The sequence below is a fragment of the Pseudonocardia acidicola genome (genome assembly GCF_012911935.1).
Taxonomy (GTDB): domain Bacteria; phylum Actinomycetota; class Actinomycetes; order Mycobacteriales; family Pseudonocardiaceae; genus Pseudonocardia; species Pseudonocardia acidicola.
The window spans coordinates 41,706-60,776 of the sequence record NZ_JAAXLA010000025.1; the positions used below are offsets into that span (position 1 = coordinate 41,706).

A 19,071-nucleotide genomic window follows, 5' to 3' on the forward strand; every position below is an offset into this window, starting at 1 on the left:
CGACCTCAACCGGAGCGTGATCCCGAAGCAGACCGGTTCGAGCGGGCCCTCGAGCCGCCGGAGTTCGCCTTCGCGTCCAGATCCCTGTCGTCGTCCTCCGCGCCGCCGGCGCCCTTCGGCGTGTGGTCGCTCTTCTCCGGCCCCCCACCCGACGTGCTGTTCTTCGACGTCGGAGGGGTCTTCGGACCGGGCGAACCGGGGCGGGCGGGGCCGGCCTTGAGGGCGTGGTCGGCGCTCGCGGCGGTGGATCCGCCCGCCGGACGCACGTCCGCAGAATCCTTCTCGTCGGCGCCCGAGGACGTTGTGTCCTTCTTGTCGGACTCCCCGGATTCACCGGATCCGGTGGTGGCGCCACCATGCCGGACGGCCTGCACCGCGACGGTCTTCTCCACGTCGGCCGACGCCGGGCCGGCATCGCCGGCGAGCCCGGGCTCGGCAGTGGACGGGGTGGACCCGGATCCCGGCAAGGACACCGGGGACTGCATCGGGACCGCGGTCGTCACCGGCTCATCCGGCTCCTCCGCGTCGGTCCCGGCCCCGCGCTCCTCCGAGACGGGCCGGAACAGGTCACCGGGCAGGGGCGCCGGCTCGCTGCGCGGACGCATCGAGGTCGTCGCCTCGACGTCGGCCAGGTCCTCTGCGGCGGGCTTCGCGGGCCGGTTGCCCGGCGGCGGGGTCGCACCGCGGGCACCGGCCGGGGCCGGAGGTGCAGGGGAGGTCGTGCCGGGTAGCGGCTGACCGGCGGACGCCGCTGCCGACGACGGGGCGGCGCTCGCCTCGCGCCCTCGGCCGGCCGCGGGCTGAACCGGAACGGCCTGCGTCGCCGTGTCGGGCTCCGCCGGGCCGCTCTGCGCCGGGTCACTCGGATTCGATCCGCTCGGCGCCGGACCGCTCGGGGCCGATCCACTCTGCGCCGGGCCGCTCTGTCCGGCGCCGGGCGCGGCCGGGCTGTCAGGACCCGGTGCCGGCTGGCCCGTACCGGGCGGGGTGGAGCCGCCCCGAGCCGGGCCGGCCTGCGGGGCACCCGCTTGCGCAGGGGCCGCCGGAAAGCCGCCCCGGGCCGGACCGACCGCAGCCGCGTCGCGCGGTGGGACGGCGATGCGCGCCGTCGGCCCGGACAGCAGCCCTTCGAGCTGGCCGCGCAGCCGGGTCAGATCGGCGAGCACGGCGTCGCGCTGACGGGTCAGCTCGGCCAGCTCCGCACGGGCCGCCTCCTGGTCCGCCTTGACCGCGGACCGGGCCTGGTTGCGGATCTCCTCGGCCTCCTCCTCGGCGGCCTGCAGGATGCTCTGCATGCGGTCGGTGAAGGAGCCGATCATGTCCGGCGATTCGGCGGGCGGGGGCGCCATCCCGGGCCGGGGCCGCGGGGTCGGGCGGGGCCGGGCGCCACCGGGCGGCGTCGGCTGCCCGGCGACCGGGAACCCACCCGACGGCGGCGGCACCACCGGGAACGGCTGGCTCCGCGCCACGTCGAGGTCGGCACGCATCCGCGCCAGCACCCGCTGCAGCCGAGCCACGTGTTCGTCGACCTGTCGCCGGTCGTATCCCCGAAGCACGACGTCGAAGCGCGGGGCCCCGAGCGACCGATCGCCTCCGTCAGTCGTCATCGAAGACCCCTCCAGCGCATACCCACCCCGACCATTTCGCCGAGGGTAGGGAGATCGTTGGTCCCAACCAGCCTCGTTCACTCTAACGGAGCAGATTGGTCAAGGACCAACCCACCGTGCGCAGCATGTGGTTCGCCTGCTCGTTCCGTGGCGGAGCAGCGGACGGCGGTATCGTCCGCCGGCGGGCGGCTCGGGCCGCGCTCGAGCGCCGTGACCTGGGGACCGGACGCCGGGCAGCGGACCGGCCTACCATCGGCGCCGTGGACACCTCGCTGCGACACACGCTGCACCAGCGCGGCCTCCGGATGACGCCGCAGCGGCAACTCGTGATCGACGCGGTCCGCGATCTGGGCCACGCGACGCCCGAACAGATCTGCGCCCGGGTCCAGCGTGCCGCACCGGCCGTCAACATCACGACCGTCTACCGGACGCTCGACCTGCTCGAACGGCTCGGCATGGTGCGGCACACCCACCTCGGCCACGGCGCCCCGACCTACTCCGAGCAGGAACACCAGCACGTCCACCTGGTGTGCCACTCCTGCGGTTCGGTGTCCGAGGCCCCCACCGACCTGATGGACGACCTTGCGGAGCGGCTCCTGCGGGAATCGAGCTTCGAGCTGGACGTCACCCACGTCGCGCTGTCCGGCCGCTGCGCCGACTGCCCTGACGATCACCGCACCGCTGACGACGAGGAGATCCGGTGAGCACGCCCGAGTCCGCAACGGAGCTCCCGGAGCCCCCCGACCCCGACGGCGGCGTCCCGGCCCACCGCGGTGACCCGCTCGCCGAACAGCGGGCGATGGCCCGGTCCGCCGCCGTGGTCGACCGCAGCCACCGCGGTGTCATCGCGGTCCCCGGCGAGGACCGGTTGAGCTGGCTGCACCTGCTGCTCACCCAGCACGTCAGCGAGCTGCCGGCCGACTCCGGCACCGAGGCGCTGGTGCTGGACGCCAACGGCCGGGTGCTGCACCACATGGTGGTCTCGCACACCGACGACACGGTCTGGCTGGACACCGAGCCCGGCGAGGTGCCGCCGCTGCTCGACTACCTGCAGAAGATGACGTTCTGGTCCAAGGTCCAGCCGCGCGACGCGACCGATGAGCTGGCCGTACTCAGCGTCGTCGGGCCGCAGACGCCCGCGGTGCTGCAGGCCGCCGGGGTCATCCCGCCGGAGGGGCCCTACGCGTCCGCGGCGCTGCCCGGCGGCGGCGTGGTCCGGCGGATGCCGTGGCCGGGGGTGGACGCCGCCGACCTGCTTGTCCCGCGCGGCGAGCGCGACGCCTGGTGGCAGCGGCTGACCGCGGCCGGGGCGCGCGGCGCCGGCACGATGGCGTTCGAGGCGCTGCGGGTGGAGTCCGTGCGGCCGCGGCTGGCCCTCGACACCGACGACCGGACCATCCCGCACGAGGTGGGCTGGATCGGGTCGGCGGTGCATCTGACGAAGGGCTGCTACCGCGGCCAGGAGACGGTCGCACGAGTCGCGAACCTCGGCCGCCCGCCGCGCCGACTGGTGCTGCTGCACCTCGACGCGGGCGACGAGGAGCTCCCCCGTCCCGGGGATCCGGTGCTGCGCGACGGCCGCGCGGTCGGCCGCGTCGGCACGGTGACGCTGCACCACGAGCTGGGCCCGGTGGCGCTCGCTCTGCTGAAGCGCTCGGTGCCGGTCGACGCGGAGCTGGTGGCCGGCACCGGGGACCGGGCCGCGCCGGCCGCGATCGATCCCGACTCCGTCCCGGCCGAGGACACCGCGCCGCCGCCCGGGCGCGCCGCCCAGATGCGCGGGGGTCTGCGGGGCTGACCGGGCCGTACCGCCGTCCGCGCGGTCGCCTCCACGCCCCGCGGTGATCGCTGTTTCGCCGTGAGGAACCGCGCCGTGCACGGCAGCATCCTCCCGAGCAGCGACGACGCGCCGCCGTCTTGCATGGTGAGACAAATTGCCCGAATACCGGGAACTCGGCCTACCCTCGGGGCGTGGTCGAGACGAGCCGGTACCGATGGGTGGTGCTGGCGGTGGGCACGCTGGCCCAGGCCGCGACCGCGGCGTACTTCCTCGGACTCGCCGCCGTCACCCCGGCCCTGCGCGAGCACTTCGGACTGAGCCTGGCCCAGGTCGGCGTGCTCCTCGGGGTCATCTCGGCGGGGATCGTCACCACCTTGTTCGCCTGGGGCAGCGCGGCGGACCGGTTCGGCGAGCGCGGCGTGATGGCGATCGGCCTGATCGGGGCCGCGGCCGCGCTCGGGACCACCGCACTCGTCGCCAGCCCGGTCGCGGCCGGTGCGCTCCTGATCGTGGCCGGCGCGTTCGGCGCGAGCGTGAACGCCGCCAGCGGCCGCGCGGTCCTCACCTGGTTCCCGGCCCGCCGCCGCGGACTCGCCATGGCGGTGCGGCAGACCTCGGTGCCCGTCGGCGCGGCCGTCGCGGCCGTGGCGCTGCCGGCGATCGCCGACGGGGAGGGCGGCGTTCCCGGGGTGTTCGCCGCGCTGGCCGCGGGCTGTCTGCTCGCCGCCGTCGCCGTCGCGGTGTGGGTGCGCGAGCCCCCGAACGCCCCGGACCGAGGCTCCCGGCCCGCCGCGAAGGCGCGGACCGTGCTGGCCGACCGCCGGCTGCAGCGGCTCAGCCTGGGCGGGGCGCTGCTCGTCGTCCCGCAGTTCCTCGGCTCGGTGTTCCTGGTCGAGGTGCTGCACACCGGGCACGGGATGTCGACGGCCGCCGCAGGCGCTCTGCTCGCCGCCATGCAGGTGCTGAGCGCCATGGGCCGACTCGGCAGCGGCGTGTGGTCGGACCGGGTGGACAGCAGACTGGGCCCGCTGCGGATCGTCGCGGTCGCGGTGACGATCGGGTTCGCGCTGTCGGCCGCCGCGTACGCCGGCCCGACCGGGCTCCTCGCGGCCGTGCTCGTGCCCGCGGCCGCGCTGGCCGTCAGCTGGAACGGGCTGGTGTTCACCGCGGCCGGGGAGCTCGCCCCGCCCGGGCGCGCCGCCACCGCCATGGCGGTGTCGAACACTGCCAACTACGTGGGTGCCGCGGTCACCCCGGCCCTGGGTGGCGTGATCGCCGACGCCGCGGGCTGGCCGGCGATGCTCGCCACCGGGGCCGTCGCCGCCGCGCTGGCCGTCCTGACCCTGCGAGGACTGCGCGACGGGGCGGATCAGCCTGCGCGCTGCTTGCCCGCGACCGCGCCCCAGAACACCCGCAACCGGTCGTAGCAGGCCCCGGCCGTCTTCTCGTCGCCGTCGCGCAATGCCCGCAGGGCCCGCTGCACCTCGGCCGCCGAGGTGTCGGCACGCAGCGCGTCGTCGTCGAGCAGGTCGACCAGGCCGCCGTAGTCGAGCTCGACCACCGAGTCCCGATCGAAGCGGTCGAGCCAGCGGGCGGTCTCGGCGAGCACCTCGGTGGGACCGACGTCGCCCAGCGCCTCACGCACGATCCGCTCGGCGGCCGCAGCCCGGCTCCGGGCCACCCTCATCGGCACCCGCCACGAGACCCGGCGGGGACGGCCGAGGTGCAACTGCCGCCCCTCGGGGTCGACGAGGGCGAACCACGGCAACGGAACCGTCCAGCTCGCCGTGACGACGTGTGCGGCGGCGTCGCCCAGCTCCACCATCGCCGCCTCGGCCCGCCGCCGCGCCGCAGCCTCCGGGACCGGCAGGGCACTCGAGCGCAGCAGCGGTTCCTCCTCGGCCAGGAAACCCAGAACCGCCGCCGCCGCGCGCGGGCGGGTGTCGAGCGGACAGATCAGCGGCTCGCCGTCCACCCCGTCCAGGACGAGCACGTCGACGGGCGGTGCGCCGGCCGGTCCACCGTCCGCCGGGTCACCCGGCAGCAACCGCTCGGCGATGTGTGCGCGCAGACACAGCTCGCGTTCCAGGCGGCCCGCCCGCTCCGGCGGGACCGCGCCGCGGGCGAGTCCGGCCCGGACGGGCCCACCGGACGGCCCGGCGAAGACCCGCGACGGCTCGTACACCCGCAGGTAGGACAGGAACGGGGCCGGCATGGACAGGAATGATTCCAGCCCACAGGGCCGGCGTGACCGAATGAACGTCACACCATCGATGCCACGTCGCACGCCTGGTGGTTCGCAAGGTACGGTGGACACCAGGACATTGATGAGATGAATGGGGCCGCCGAATCATCCGGCCGCCCCTTCCCTGTTGTAAGGGGGACCAGCCATGGGGCGCGGACGAGCCAAGGCCAAGCAGACCAAGGTGGCCCGAGAGCTCAAGTACAGCTCCCCCACGATGGATCTCGACGCGCTGCAGCGCGAGATCGGGAGTGGGAAGGCTGCTTCCGACGACGAGCAGGAGTACGACGACTACGCGGACTCGTACTCCTCCTACACCGACGACGAGGACGCGCGCCGGCGGTGAACCGGTAGCGGGTCCTCCGGTCGGCCGATGGCGTTCCGCCGGGTCACCGCAGCAGCAGGTTGGCCATCGCAGCCACCCCTACCGCGGCGATCAACAGGCGGAACGCCATCGGCGGCAGCCGACGACTCAGCGCGGCGCCCACCCGTCCACCGACGGTCGCGCCCGCTGCGATGAGCAACGCCGCCGTCCAGGCGATCTGGTCGGCGAGCAGCGCGAAGACGATCCCGGCGGCGAGGTTGACGGTCAGCGCCATCGCGTTCTTCAGCGCGTTGATCCGCTGCAGGTCCTCGGGTAATGCCACTCCCATGAGGCCCAGCAGGATGACGCCCTGCGCTGCGCCGAAGTAGCCGCCGTAGACACCGGACGCGGTGACCCCGGCGGTGAGCCACGGGCTGTCGCCGCCGCGTGGGGTCTCGGCCCGGCGGGCGGCCAGTCGGCGGGCGAGCAGCGGTTGCACCAGTACCAGCAGCACGGCGACGCCGATCAGCACCGGCACCACCGCGGCGAAGGTCTGCGCGGGCAGCAGCAGGAGCACGCCCGCCCCCACCAGGCCGCCGACCGCCGAAGCAGCGCACAGCCGCAGCACCCGTGCGCGTTGGCCGCGCAGTTCACGGCGGTAGCCGAACACCCCGGCGACCGAACCGGGTACCAGACCGATGTTGTTGGACACGTTGGCCAGCAGCGGCGGGTAGCCCACCGCGAGCAGCACCGGGAACGTGATCAACGTGCCCGAGCCGACCGCGGCGTTGACGGCGCCGGCCGCCATCCCCGCCAGCGCCACCAGTAGCGCCTGCCACGGCGTCATTGCCGTCCTCCTGCCACGTTCGCCGACGCTAGCCGCCGAGGGCGCCGCGGTGGCGCCGGAGACGCCGACGTCACGTTCCCGCCCGCGCCCGGCCGACCCGCCCCGGTGATCAACAACGGCGGAGGTTGGGTATCGTCAAGCTGACGAAAACATGCTCCCGACCTCGTCAGGATGATCTTCATGCGCGGGAACCTGTTCGCCGTGGCCGTCGACCTCGTGATCCTCACGGTCCGCCGGGCGGAGTTGTGCGTCCTCCTGGGACAGCGCAACGTGACCCCACACGCGGGGAGCTGGGCGCTGCCCGGCGGCTTCGTGCTCCCCCACGAGGACCTCGTGGACACCGCCGCCCGCCTGCTCACCGAACAGACCGGCGCCGAGGGCGGCACCGACCCCACAACGGCGGACGACGGGCACCTCGAGCAGCTCGCAAGCTACGCCGCCCCCGACCGGGACCCGCGCGGCCGGGTGCTCAGCGTCGGCTACCTCGCGCTGCTGCCCGACCTCCCGGAGCCGGCCGCCGGGCCCGACGCCGAACGCCGGGCGTGGCACCCGGTGCAGCCACTGCTGCACCCCGGCTCGGGAGACCCGGCCCTTGCCTTCGACCACAACCGGATCCTCGCCGACGGCGTCGACCGGGCCCGCGCGAAGCTCGAGTACTCGACGCTGGCGGCGTCGTTCTGCCCGCCGCAGTTCACCGTGACCGACCTGCGACGGGTCTACGAGGCGGTGTGGCGCACCGAGATCGACCCGCGGAACTTCCAGCGCAAGGTGACCTCGGTCGACGGGTTCCTGCTGCCCACCGCCACGATGGTCACCGGCGGCCGGGGACGGCCGGCGCAACTGTTCCGGCGCGGGCCGGCCACGACCCTGCATCCGCCGATGCTCCGCGAGACCAGCGGCTCGACCAGAGCTGCGGACAGGTAGCGAGGTCAGAAGCGGGGGTGCTCGCCGCGCAGCTGCACCCGCGACCCGGCCTCGTCGCCCTCGCCGCCGGTCGCGCGCCGAACCTCACCGAGTACCCAGGACGGCACGTGCCGTGCGGTGAGCACGGCGAGCGCGCGGTCGACGTCGTCGGGTGGCAGCACCGCGACCATCCCGACGCCCATGTTGAACGTCTTCTCCATCTCGGCGCGATCGACCCGGCCGCGGGAGGCGATCAGCTTGAACACCGGCTCCGGGGTCCAGGTGCCGCGTTCGGCCACCGCGACCAGCCCGTCGGGCAGCACCCGCTCCAGGTTGCGGGCCAGCCCGCCGCCGGTGATGTGCGCGAACGTGCGGACCCCGGTCTCCGCGGCCAGCGCCAGGCAGTCCCGGGCGTAGATGCGGGTCGGGGCGAGCAGTTCCTCGCCGAGGGTGCGGCCGAACTCCTCGACGTGGCCCTCCAGCGGCATCCGGGCGATGTCCAGCAGCACGTGCCGGGCCAGCGAATAGCCGTTGGAGTGCAGCCCGGAGGCGCCCATGGCCACCAGCACGTCGCCGGGGCGGACCCGCTCCGGGCGCAGCATGGCCTCGGCGTCGACGATCCCGACGCCGGTGGCCGACAGGTCGTACCCGCCGGCGTCCATCAGCCCGGGGTGCTCCGCGGTCTCCCCGCCCAGCAGCGCGCAGCCGGCCTGCTGGCAACCCTCCGCGATGCCCTTGACGATGGTCGCGACCTGCTCGGGGATCAGCCGGCCGACAGCGATGTAGTCCTGCAGGAACAGCGGCTCGGCGCCGCAGACCACGAGGTCGTCGACGACCATCGCGACCAGGTCCAGGCCGATCGTGTCGTGCTTGTCCATGGCCTGCGCGATGGCCACCTTGGTGCCGACCCCGTCGGTGGACGCCGCGAGCACCGGCTCGGTGTAGCGGCCCAGCTTCGGGGCGAAGAGCCCGGCGAACCCGCCGATGCCGCCGAGGACCTCGGGGCGGCTCGCCTTCTCCGCGTACGGCCGCAACGCCTCGACAGCCTGCTCACCCGCCTCGATGTCCACGCCCGCGGACGCGTAGCTCGCCCGCGGACTGTCAAGGCTGTTCGCCGTGCTGTTCTCGGTGGTCGGCGGCATGGTGGGTCTCGCTCCCAGCTGGACGACGCGTCGCGGTGCGACGCCGGGCAGGTACTCGGGGGTCACGGGGCCTGGCACGCCCCACAGGAGGGCGGCTCAGGGACGACGCAGGGCGTCCGCGGCACCGTAGCCGACCGAGAGCGGCCCGGCATCGCCGGAAGCCGCGCCCGATACGTCCGGCACCGGCTCCTCGGCAGCGGGCCGCGCGGGAAGGGCGTCGCCGGACAGCTCCTCGAGCAGGTGCTTGCCCAGCCGCGCCTCCTCCGGCAACGGGATGGGGTACTCGCCGTCGAAGCACGCCGCGCACAACCGGCTGCGCGGCTGCTCGCTGGCGGCGACGAGCCCGCCGAGGGACACGTATCCCAGCGAGTCGGCGCCGATCGAACGGCGCACCCCCTCGCTGTCCAGCGAACCGGCGACGAGCTCGGCACGGGTGGCGAAGTCGATCCCGTAGAAGCAGGGCCAGCGCACCGGCGGCGAGGCGATCCGCACGTGCACCTCGAGGGCGCCCGCCTCGCGCAGCATGCGGACCAGGGCGCGCTGGGTGTTGCCGCGGACGATCGAGTCGTCGACGACCACCAGCCGCTTGCCGCGGATGACGTCGCGCAGCGGGTTCAGCTTGAGCCGGATACCGAGCTGGCGGATGGTCTGGGACGGCTGGATGAAGGTCCGCCCGACGTAGGCGTTCTTGACCAGACCCTGGCCGTAGGGGATCCCGGAGCCCTGCGCGTAACCGATCGCGGCCGGGGTGCCGGACTCGGGAACCGGGATGACCAGGTCGGCCTCGACCGGGTGCTCCTGCGCCAGCCGGCGGCCGATCTCCACCCGCGTGGCATGCACCGAGCGGCCGGAGATCGTGGTGTCGGGCCGGGCCAGGTAGACGTACTCGAACACGCAGCCCTTGGGATCGGGGGCCGCGAACCGGGAGCTGCGCAGCCCGTCGGCGTCGATGGCCAGCAGCTCGCCGGGCTCGACCTCGCGGACGACCGACGCGCCGACGATGTCCAGCGCCGCGGTCTCGCTGGCGACGACCCAGCCGCGATCCAGCCGGCCCAGCACCAGCGGCCGGACGCCCTTCGGGTCGCGCGCGGCGTACAGCGTCTCCTCGTCGGCGAAGACGAGCGAGAACGCGCCGCGCACCCGGGGCAGCAGCCGCATCGCGGCCTCCTCGACCCCGGTGTCGGCGGCGTTGGCCGCGAGCAGCTCGCAGATCAGGTCGGAGTCGGTGGTGGCCTGGGCGCGGGCGCCGGCCCGGGTGCCGTTGCCGTTGCCGTTGCCGTTCGCGGCCCGGGCGTTGACCTCGTCGCGCAGCTCGGCGGTGTTCACCAGGTTGCCGTTGTGGCCGAGCGCGATGCCGCTGCCGGTGGCCGTGGTCCGGAACGTCGGCTGGGCGTTCTCCCAGGTCGTCGAGCCGGTGGTGGAGTATCGGGTGTGCCCGACGGCCAGGTGCCCACGCAGCGACGACAGCGTCTGCTCGTCGAAGACCTGGCTGACGAGTCCGAGGTCCTTGAACACGACCATGCGGCGGCCGTCGGACACCGCGATCCCGGCGGCCTCCTGGCCCCGATGCTGCAGGGCGTACAGGCCGTAGTAGGTCAGCTTGGCGACGTCCTCACCGGGCGCCCAGACACCGAAGACGCCACACTCCTCGCGCGGGGCCTCCTCCAGCGGAATCGGCTGGACGGACGGCGGTACGACGGGTGGTGCAGCGGGTTCGGTGAAGCCGCTCGATGCGGGGGTGCGGTCGGTCGGGTGCTCGTTCCGGGCGGAACTCAACGCACACACGCTCCTCAACAGACGGCGGCGCTTTTCGTTACTCGATGGTACGCCGCCAGAGCTCCGGGACCCACTCAGCGGGACCGGCATCACCGAACCACCGGCCCTGTCCGAGGTCGCAGCCGAGCCGGGCGAGCCGGTCCGCCTGGACGACGGTCTCCACCCATTCGGCCGTCACCTCCAGGCCGAGAGCGTGTGCCATCTCGACGAGGGCACGCACGATGCTCTCGTCCATCGGATCGGCGGCCGGATGCCGTAGCCCGTCGATGAACGAGCCGTCGATCTTCAGCGCGTGCACCGGCAGCCGGCGCAGCCAGGCCAGGCTGGAGTAGCCGGTGCCGAAGTCGTCGAGGGCGAGCCGCACCCCGGCGGCGCGCAGCGCGCTCAGCGCGTCGAGCGCGGCCGGCTCGTCGCGGAGCACGGCCTGCTCGGTGATCTCCAGCTGCAGCCGGTCCGGGGGGAGCCCGGTCTCCCCGAGAACCCCGATCACCCGGCGCACCCACCCCGGCTCGATGAGCTGCACCGGGGAGACGTTGACGCTCACGTACGGCGTGTCCGAGCCGAGCTCGGACCACCAGGCCGCGGCGTACCGGCAGGCCTCGGCGAGCACCCAGTGCCCGAGCTGGACGATCGCCCCGCTGTGTTCGGCGAGCTCGATGAACCGTCCCGGGCCCAGCAGCCCCTGCTGCGGGTGCTGCCAGCGGACCAGCGCCTCCACCCCACGGATGCGCCCGTCGCAGAGCCCGACCAGCGGCTGGAACGCGAGCCGGAACTCCCCACGGTCGACACCGCCGCGCATGCCCGCGAGCAGCGCGAATCGGGCCGCCTCCCCGGCGTCGCGCTCGGGATCGAACACCACCCGGCGCCCACCGCCGTGCGCCTTGGCCCAGGACAGCGCGACGTCGGCGGCCCGCATCAGCTCCTCGGGGCAGGCCCCGTCGATCGCGGTCTCGGTGACACCGATGCTGGCCGACACGCTCAGCCCGTGCCCGGCGACGAGGAACGGCGAGGCGAGGGCGGCGAGCAGCCGGTCGGCCAGCCGGCACATCTCGTCGAGCCCCTCGGGATCGACGACGAGCACCGCGAACTCGTCGCCGCCGGTCCGGGTGACCAGGTGCGGGCCGGCGGCCATCTGCAGCCGGCCCGCCACCGCGAGCAGCAGCTGGTCGCCGACCTGGTGGCCGAGACTGTCGTTGATGGCCTTGAAGCCGTCCACGTCGAGCGCGCAGAGCCCGACCCGCTCAGCCATGTCCGGGGCGAACGCCTGGCGCAGCCGCTGCTCGGTGAGCACCCGGTTCGGCAGCTTGGTGAGCCGGTCCTGGGAGGAGGCCTGTTCGAGCCGGGAGCGCAGCCGGTGGCGCTCGGAGACGTCCTGCACCACGGCGATGATGTGGCTGGGCCTGCCGTCGTCGTCGCGGACGAGCGAGCCGGTGACGTGCGTCCACACGACCAGTTCGTCGGGCCGGACGAGGCGCACGTCGACGCTGAGGGTGTCCGGGTCGCCCGCGCGCAGCCGGTGGTAGCTGTCGATGAACGCGGCGGCGTCGTCCGGGTGCACGAAGTCGGTGATCGGCCGTGGCAGGTCGGGGCGCTCGAGCAGGCCGAACAGCCGGCACAGCGCCGGGTTGAGGTCGAGCACCTCACCCTCGAGGCCGCCGATGGCGATGCCGACCGGCCCCTGCATGTAGAGCGTCCGGTAGTGGATCTCGCCGTTGGCCAGGGCGCGCGAGACGTGCTCCTCCGGGCAGGGTCCGGCGCGGAGCAGATCCTGCTGCTCACGGTGCGCCCGCTCGCGGACCGCGCCGGCGAAGCCGGCGGCGAGCTCGTCGAGCGCGGCGGTGAGCCGGCGGATGCCCTCCGACCCGGCCGGACCGCCGAGGGCCACCGGCCCCTCCCGGCGCAACAGGCCCAGGGTGGCCGGCAGCACGTCCTCGGGCGTCGGCCCCGGGCCACCGAGCACGTCGCCGTTGTACCCGGAACCGAGCAGCGCCGCCCCGATCGGACGCGCCGCGATGGGCCAGAACGGTTCCGCCCGCAGCGCGGCCGACAACCGCCGCAGCAGCGGCCGAAGCCGCGCCCGCACGGCCGGGTCGTCCGGCCAGAGCTGGTCCGCCCACCGCCCGGCCAGCACGTCGATCGGATCGCCGCCGGCGGCTGCGTGCGGTGCGGTCATCGAGCCCAGCGGGTCCGGGAGGCTGCGTGCTGCGACCACGCTGCCACCTCCCATCGCCCGTTCGGTCCGCCCGGTTCCCGATCGGCGTAATTTTCGACCCCCTGTTGCCATTACGCCACTACCAGGTGCCCCGGATCATCCGATCGGTGACCACAGGAAAGCTGATTGTCAACGCAATGGCAGGAATGGGGCGATATCCGCAGCGCGCGTTCCCGACGCCGCGAGCACCCCGTCGCGGACCGCATCATCCCAGGTCAAGGTGCCCATGGCGAGGCCGAGCCAGGTGCGCGGATCGGCCTCGACGACATTCGGCGGCGTGCCCCGGCCGTGCCGCGGGCCCTCGATGCACTGAATCGCCCCGTATGGCGGAACTCGCACCTCGACGCTGCGGCCGGGCGCGGCGGTCGCCAGCGCCGTCAGACTCTCCTTCACCGCGGCACGCAGCAGCGCCCGGTCCGGTTCGGGGCCGCCGGCCAGCCAGGCGGCCACCGCGGCCACCGGGTCCTCGGTCATGCCGGCGACGGTAGCCGGGACAGCCGGGGCGATGGCGGCGGGCTCAGGCACCGGCCCCGAACAGCGCCGGCAGCGTGCCCTCCCACGCCGCGCGCAGCTCGTCGAGCGGCATCGTGGGCAGCCCGGCGATGTCGAGCGCGCCCCCGCCGACCGTCCCGAGCCGCGTGCCCGCCACCCCGGCCTCGGCGGCCCGGGCGAGGAACGCGTCGGCGTCGGCCGCGGCCACGCTGACCAGGACACGCCCGGACGACTCGGAGAACAGCGCGACGAACGGGTCGAGGTCCGCGGGCAGCTCCAGAGCGGCACCGTGCCCGCCGACGAGCGACGCCTCGACGAGCGCCTGCGCCAAGCCGCCGTCGGACAGGTCGTGGGCGCCGCTCAGCAGGCCGTCGCCGGCGGCCGCCGCCAGCAGCGTGGCGAGGCGCTGCTCGGCGGCCAGGTCGACGACCGGCGGGCGGCCACCGAGGTGGCCGTGCACCACGTTCGCCCACTCACTGCCGCCGAGCTCGTCGGCCGTCGTGCCGAGCAGCACCACGACGTCTCCGTCGCGGGTGAACCCCGAGCGCACCCGCTTCGCCACGTCCTCGATCACGCCGAGGACACCGATGACCGGGGTGGGCAGGATCGCGCGGTCGCCGGTCTGGTTGTAGAAGCTGACGTTGCCGCCGGTCACCGGGATGCCCAGAGCCGCGCAGCCGTCGGCCAGCCCACGCACCGCCTCGGAGAACTGCCACATCACGTGCGGGTCCTCCGGCGAGCCGAAGTTCAGGCAGTTCGTCACCGCGGCCGGCACAGCGCCGGCGACGGCCACGTTGCGGTAGGCCTCGGCGAGCGCGAGCTGGGCGCCGGTGTACGGGTCGAGCGCGACGAACCGGGCGTTGCAGTCGGTGGCCACCGCGACGCCACGGCCGGTGCTCTCGTCGATGCGGACCACGCCGGAGTCGGCGGGCTGGGCGGCCGCGGTGTTACCACGCACGTAGCGGTCGTACTGGTCGGTGACCCAGGCCCGGCTGCACAGGTTCGGCGAGGCGGCCATCCGCAGGATCTCGTCCCTCAGCTCGGACGGCGCGGCGGGCCGCGGCAGCCGGTGGGCCGAGTCGGCGATCAGCGCGTCCTGCGTGGCCGAGCGCTCGACGGGGCGGTGGTAGACCGGTCCGTCGTGGGCGACGGTGCGCGGCGGCACGTCGACGACGGTCTCGCCGTGCCAGGTGATCACCAGCCGGTCGCCGTCGGTGACCTCGCCGATCACGGTGGCCAGGACGTCCCACTTGCGGCACACGGCCATGAACGCGTCGACATCCGCGGGGCGCACCACCGCACACATGCGCTCCTGGGACTCGCTCGACAGGATCTCCGCGGGGGTCATCCCGGTGGCGCGCAGCGGCACCGCGTCGAGGTCGATGTGCATGCCGCCGTCACCGGCACTGGCCAGCTCGGAGGTCGCGCAGGACAGGCCGGCGCCGCCGAGGTCCTGGATGCCGACGACGAGCCCGGCGTGGAACAGCTCGAGGCAGCACTCGATGAGGACCTTCTCGGTGAACGGGTCGCCCACCTGCACGCTGGGCAGCTTCTTCTGCCCGGTCCCCGAACCGTCGAAGGTCTCCGAGGCCAGCACCGACACGCCGCCGATGCCGTCGAGCCCGGTCCGCGCCCCGAACAGAACGATCTTGTTGCCGGTCCCGGACGCGAACGCCAGGTGCAGGTCCTCGACCCGCATGGAGCCCACGCACAGCGCGTTGACCAGCGGGTTGCCGGCATAGCCCTCGTCGAAGACGACCTCGCCCCCGACGTTGGGCAGGCCCAGGCAGTTGCCGTAGCCGCCCACCCCCGCGACGACGCCGGGCAGCACCCGCGCGGTGTCGGGGGCGTCGGCCGGGCCGAAGCGCAGCGGGTCGGCCACCGCGATCGGGCGGGCCCCCATGGCCATGATGTCGCGGACGATGCCGCCGACACCGGTCGCCGCACCCTGGTACGGCTCCACATAGGACGGGTGGTTGTGCGACTCGACCTTGAACGTGACCGCCCAGCCGTCACCGACGTCGACGACACCGGCGTTCTCGCCGATCCCGGCGAGCATCTTCTCCCGCATCGCGTCGGTGGTGGTCTCGCCGAAGTACTTCAGGTGCACCTTGGAGGACTTGTAGGAGCAGTGCTCGCTCCACATGACCGAGTACATGGCCAGCTCCGCGTCGGTGGGCCGGCGGCCGAGGATCTCCCGGATGCGCTCGTACTCGTCGTCCTTGAGACCCAGCTCACGGTAGGGCTGGGGCTGGTCGGGGGTGGTGAATGCCTGGTCGACGCTGTCCACATGCGGGGCGATACCGGTCACGATGACCAGCCTAAACGGGCCGAGCCGGCCGGGGCCGGGGCCCGAGACCCGGGTCACCGGATGGACTGGTCACCCCGGCGTCTCAGCTGATCGCGGATCCGCCCGGCAACTGCACGACGCTGACGAAGAAGTGGTCGATCTGCTTGATCGCCTCGATGAACCCCTCGAAGTCGACCGGCTTGGTGACGTAGGCGTTAGCGTGCAACTGGTAGCTGCGCAGTACGTCCTCCTCGGCCTGCGAGGTGGTCAGCACGATCACCGGGATGTACGCGAGGTCCGGGTCGGCCTTGACCTCGGCGAGCACCTCGCGGCCGTCGCGGCGCGGCAGGTTCAGGTCGAGCAGGATGAGGTCGGGACGCGGCGCGTCGGCGTACGGCGGCTCGTTGCGCAGGTAGGAGAGCGCGGCGGCGCCGTCGGTCACCACGTCGAGCCGGTTGTGCAGGTACTCGTCGAAGGCCTCCCGGGTCATCAGCACGTCGCCCGGGTCGTCCTCGACGAGCAACACGTTGATCACCCGTACCTGGTCGTCTGTCACGAGACACTCTCCTTGTCGGAAGCGACGTCGGCGGCAGCCGGGGAACCGTCCGCCGACGGGGGCCCGGCCGGCGCGGCAGCGGGCAGGGTGAACGTGATGGTGGTGCCGGGCTCCGGGCGCGGATCGGTGTCCACCCAGATCCGGCCGCCGTGGAACTCGACGATCTTCTTGGCCAGCGCGAGGCCGATCCCGGTCCCGGCGTAGACGTCCCGGGCGTGCAGTCGCTGGAAGATCACGAAGACCTTCTCGGCGTACTCGGGTTCGATGCCGATCCCGTTGTCGCGCACGGTGATCTCCCAGCCGGGCTCCGGGGCATCCACCGGGCGGGCCGTCACGTGGACCTGCGGGGACACCCCCTCCCGGTGGAACTTCAACGCGTTGCCGATGAGATTGGCGAACAACTGGCGCAGCAGCCCGGGGTCGCCGGAGACCTCCGGCAACTCACCGACGACGACCTCGCCGTCGATCTCGGACCGCAGGGTCTCCTGCTGACCGGCCGCGGCATCGGCCAGCGGGCCCAGCGCCACCGGGACGAACCCCGACGTCGTGCGGCCGACCCGGGAGAACGCCAGCAGATCGTTGATCAGCCGCTGCATGCGCTGCGCGCCGTCGACGGCGAAATCGATGTACTGGTCGGCACGCTCGTCGAGCTTGTCGCCGTAGCGGCGTTGCAGCAACTGGCAGAAGCTGGAGACCTTGCGCAGCGGCTCCTGCAGGTCGTGGCTGGCCACGTAGGCGAACTGCTCCAGATCGTGGTTCGACCGCTCCAGATCCCGGGTCTGCTCGTCGAGGCGCCGGTTGGTCTCCTGCAGCAGGTCCAGCTCACGCAGGATGTGCATCCGCATCGCGTCGACGTCCCCGCCGAGCTCGACGATCTCGCGGGGGCCGCTGCCCTCGACCGTCTGCTGGACGTCGCCGGAGACCACCCCGCGGACCTGGCCGGCCAACCGGGAGATCGGTCGCAGCACCGCGGACCGCAGCCCGATGCTCGCCGCGATCAGGAAGGCGGCCATCACCACCGCGACCGCGATGCCCACGCCGGTCACGAACGCGGCCGCCCGGTCCAGCCGAGCACGCGCGGCGACGCGCTGCTGCTCGAGGTCGGTCGACAGTTTCACACTGGCGGCTCGCACGTCGTCGAACAGCGTCTTGCCGTTGTCCGCCGCCGCGACGGGCGTACCGGCGCCGCCCCGGGTGGCTGCGATCGCCGGCTCGGCGTATCCGGTGCGCCAGGCGGCCGCGGCCGCCTCGACGGCGTCCACATCGGAGGCCAGACCGGGGATCCCGCCCTGCGCCTCCAGCCTGCGCAGGGCGGCGACGGTCTGCTCCTCGGCGGCGCGACCGCTGGTGTACGGGGTGAGGAACTCCTCGCTGCCGGTCAGGCTGAACCCGCGCACCCCGGTCTCCTGGTCGAGGAGTGCGGCCGACAACTGCTGGCTGGTCCGGACCGCGGGCCCGATCTGGTCCAGCAGATTCGTCCGCGCCTGACCCAGCCTGGTCAGCGCGAGCGTGCCGAGCAGCACCGCGACCAGCCCGAACAGCGCCGCCGCCCCGGCGACGATGCCGAACACCCGGCGTATCGGCCAGTGCCGGCCGGTGTCCCCGGAGCCGTCGCCGCGCAGCCGCACCAGCCGCCGGCCGCCGGCCTCGGATTCGCTCACGGCGTTCCGCCCGGCCGGGTCCGGGCCGCGGAGAGCAGCAGGATCGCCACGTCATCCACCAACGGGCCGCCGTTGATCTCCTGCACGCGTTCGACCAGCCGCCCGGGAAGGTCCTCGAGAGCCGTGTCGCGCTCCTCGCCCAGCAGGGTCAACAGCCCTTCCTCCCACAGCGGTTCCTCGGGGTCGGTGCCGCGGCCCTCGATCAGGCCGTCGGTGTAGAGCAGCAGCGCCCAGTCGGGGTCGAGCCGCAGCCGGGTCGGCTCCCACTCGGCCTGCGCCGCGATACCCAGCGGCAGCCCGACCTGCGGGCGCCGGGTGCACGGTTGCGGGCGCAGCGACACCGGCGCCGGATGCCCGGCCAGCCGGACCAGCGCCTCATCAGGGCCGTCGGGGCCCGGCCCGATCGCGACCGTGCAGACCGTGGTGAACAGCATGCGGTCGTGCCGCTCGCTGACGAAGACCTCCTGCAGCTTGGGCAGCAGCTGGGGCTCGTCCACCCCGGCGAGCACCAGCGCTCGCCACGACACCCGCAGCAGCGCGCCCAGCGCGGCCTCGTCCGGGCCGTGCCCGCAGACGTCGCCGACGATCGCGTGCACCGTGCCCGACGGACCGAGCACCGCGTCGAAGAAGTCGCCGCCGATCACCGAGCGGGTCCGCCCCGACCGATAGAAGGACCGGGCCGCGACACCGCTGCCGGCCAGCAGCGGCGAGGGCAGCAGCCCGCGTTCCAGGCGCACCGACTCGGCGGCGGCCAACTGCTCCTCACGCAGCCGGACCAGGCTGGCCTCGGCGCGACGGCGCTCGACGGCGTAGCGGATGGCCCGGATCAGCACCGCGCCGTCGGCCTTGCCCTTGACCAGGTAGTCCTGCGCGCCGACGGCGACCGCGGCGATCCCGAGGTGCTCGTCGTCGAGGCCGGTGAGCACGCAGACCGCGGCGACCGGGTCGACGTGCAGGATGTCGCGCAGCCCGTCCAGTCCGCTGCTGCCGGGGACGTTCAGGTCCAGCAGGACGCAGTCGGCCTGGGGCAGCAGGCCCTGCTCGAGGACCTCCGCGACGGAACCGGCGACGGTCAGCCGGATCTCCGGATCCACCTCGGCGAGCAGTTCCTGCACCAGGAAGACGTCACCTGGATCGTCCTCGACCAGCAGCACCCGATGGCTCGCCTCTGCGGGCAGGGGTCGAGTCACGGTCGGCCGTCCTCCTCCCGGGCAGCGGCATGCGGACGCGTCAGCCTAGAGCGACTGATACACCGATTG

16 protein-coding genes are annotated in these 19,071 nt (G+C 73.7%); 5 read left to right on the forward strand and 11 right to left on the reverse strand.

Annotated features, from left to right (window positions below; genetic code table 11):
- Positions 1 to 5: 5 nt before the first annotated feature.
- Positions 6 to 1,607: a hypothetical protein gene (locus HF526_RS15235; protein ID WP_169382093.1), complete on the reverse strand. Its 1,602-nt coding sequence runs from the start codon at positions 1,605 to 1,607 to the stop codon at positions 6 to 8.
- Between the two features lie 260 nt (positions 1,608 to 1,867).
- Between HF526_RS15235 and HF526_RS15240 the strand changes: the two genes are divergently transcribed.
- From HF526_RS15240 to HF526_RS15250, 3 genes are all read left to right on the forward strand, one after another.
- Positions 1,868 to 2,311, forward strand: a complete 444-nt coding sequence (locus HF526_RS15240) for a Fur family transcriptional regulator (protein ID WP_476705399.1) — start codon at positions 1,868 to 1,870, stop codon at positions 2,309 to 2,311.
- Entirely contained in the window at positions 2,308 to 3,405 is a 1,098-nt protein-coding gene (gene ygfZ, locus HF526_RS15245) for a CAF17-like 4Fe-4S cluster assembly/insertion protein YgfZ (RefSeq protein ID WP_169382094.1), read from the forward strand. The genes HF526_RS15240 and ygfZ overlap by 4 nt, the downstream gene beginning before the upstream one ends.
- A gap of 173 nt (positions 3,406 to 3,578) precedes the next feature.
- The gene (locus HF526_RS15250) at positions 3,579 to 4,814 is read left to right on the forward strand and encodes an MFS transporter (protein ID WP_338051490.1); all 1,236 of its coding nucleotides are present in this window, start codon (positions 3,579 to 3,581) and stop codon (positions 4,812 to 4,814) included.
- On the opposite strand, the gene HF526_RS15255 is transcribed toward HF526_RS15250, so the two are convergent.
- Entirely contained in the window at positions 4,757 to 5,602 is an 846-nt protein-coding gene (locus HF526_RS15255) for a DUF8083 family protein (RefSeq protein WP_169382095.1), read from the reverse strand. The genes HF526_RS15250 and HF526_RS15255 overlap by 58 nt on opposite strands.
- A 175-nt stretch (positions 5,603 to 5,777) precedes the next feature.
- Here HF526_RS15255 and HF526_RS15260 point away from each other — a divergent pair, with 175 nt between their 5' ends.
- Entirely contained in the window at positions 5,778 to 5,975 is a 198-nt protein-coding gene (locus HF526_RS15260) for a DUF3073 domain-containing protein (RefSeq protein ID WP_169382096.1), read from the forward strand.
- Between the two features lie 43 nt (positions 5,976 to 6,018).
- On the opposite strand, the gene HF526_RS15265 is transcribed toward HF526_RS15260, so the two are convergent.
- Positions 6,019 to 6,780 (reverse strand): sulfite exporter TauE/SafE family protein, encoded by a 762-nt coding sequence (locus tag HF526_RS15265; protein ID WP_169382097.1) that lies wholly within the window; start codon positions 6,778 to 6,780, stop codon positions 6,019 to 6,021.
- 180 nt (positions 6,781 to 6,960) lie between these two features.
- On the opposite strand from HF526_RS15265, the gene HF526_RS15270 reads away from it, so the two are divergent.
- On the forward strand, positions 6,961 to 7,704 hold the full coding sequence (locus tag HF526_RS15270; RefSeq protein ID WP_169382098.1) for an NUDIX hydrolase: 744 nt from the start codon (positions 6,961 to 6,963) through the stop codon (positions 7,702 to 7,704).
- Positions 7,705 to 7,709: 5 nt separating this feature from the next.
- On the opposite strand, the gene purM is transcribed toward HF526_RS15270, so the two are convergent.
- The 8 genes from purM to HF526_RS15310 form a co-directional block, all read right to left on the reverse strand.
- Complete coding sequence (gene purM / locus HF526_RS15275) at positions 7,710 to 8,825, reverse strand: phosphoribosylformylglycinamidine cyclo-ligase (RefSeq protein WP_169382099.1); 1,116 nt, start codon at positions 8,823 to 8,825, stop codon at positions 7,710 to 7,712.
- A gap of 96 nt (positions 8,826 to 8,921) precedes the next feature.
- Positions 8,922 to 10,499, reverse strand: a complete 1,578-nt coding sequence (gene purF / locus HF526_RS15280) for an amidophosphoribosyltransferase (protein WP_420821623.1) — start codon at positions 10,497 to 10,499, stop codon at positions 8,922 to 8,924.
- A 139-nt stretch (positions 10,500 to 10,638) separates the two neighbouring features.
- A complete protein-coding gene (locus HF526_RS15285) occupies positions 10,639 to 12,813 on the reverse strand; it encodes an EAL domain-containing protein (RefSeq protein WP_169382100.1) in 2,175 nt (724 codons plus the stop codon).
- A gap of 129 nt (positions 12,814 to 12,942) precedes the next feature.
- Positions 12,943 to 13,287: a sterol carrier family protein gene (locus HF526_RS15290; RefSeq protein WP_169382101.1), complete on the reverse strand. Its 345-nt coding sequence runs from the start codon at positions 13,285 to 13,287 to the stop codon at positions 12,943 to 12,945.
- 43 nt (positions 13,288 to 13,330) lie between these two features.
- The gene (purL, locus tag HF526_RS15295; RefSeq protein ID WP_169382102.1) at positions 13,331 to 15,616 is read right to left on the reverse strand and encodes a phosphoribosylformylglycinamidine synthase subunit PurL; all 2,286 of its coding nucleotides are present in this window, start codon (positions 15,614 to 15,616) and stop codon (positions 13,331 to 13,333) included.
- A gap of 82 nt (positions 15,617 to 15,698) precedes the next feature.
- Complete coding sequence (locus tag HF526_RS15300) at positions 15,699 to 16,151, reverse strand: response regulator (RefSeq protein ID WP_169382103.1); 453 nt, start codon at positions 16,149 to 16,151, stop codon at positions 15,699 to 15,701.
- Complete coding sequence (locus HF526_RS15305; protein ID WP_338051491.1) at positions 16,148 to 17,812, reverse strand: sensor histidine kinase; 1,665 nt, start codon at positions 17,810 to 17,812, stop codon at positions 16,148 to 16,150. The genes HF526_RS15300 and HF526_RS15305 overlap by 4 nt, the downstream gene beginning before the upstream one ends.
- Complete coding sequence (locus HF526_RS15310) at positions 17,809 to 19,002, reverse strand: PP2C family protein-serine/threonine phosphatase (RefSeq protein WP_338051492.1); 1,194 nt, start codon at positions 19,000 to 19,002, stop codon at positions 17,809 to 17,811. Before HF526_RS15310 ends, HF526_RS15305 begins: the two co-directional genes overlap by 4 nt.
- Between the last annotated feature and the right edge of the window lie 69 nt (positions 19,003 to 19,071).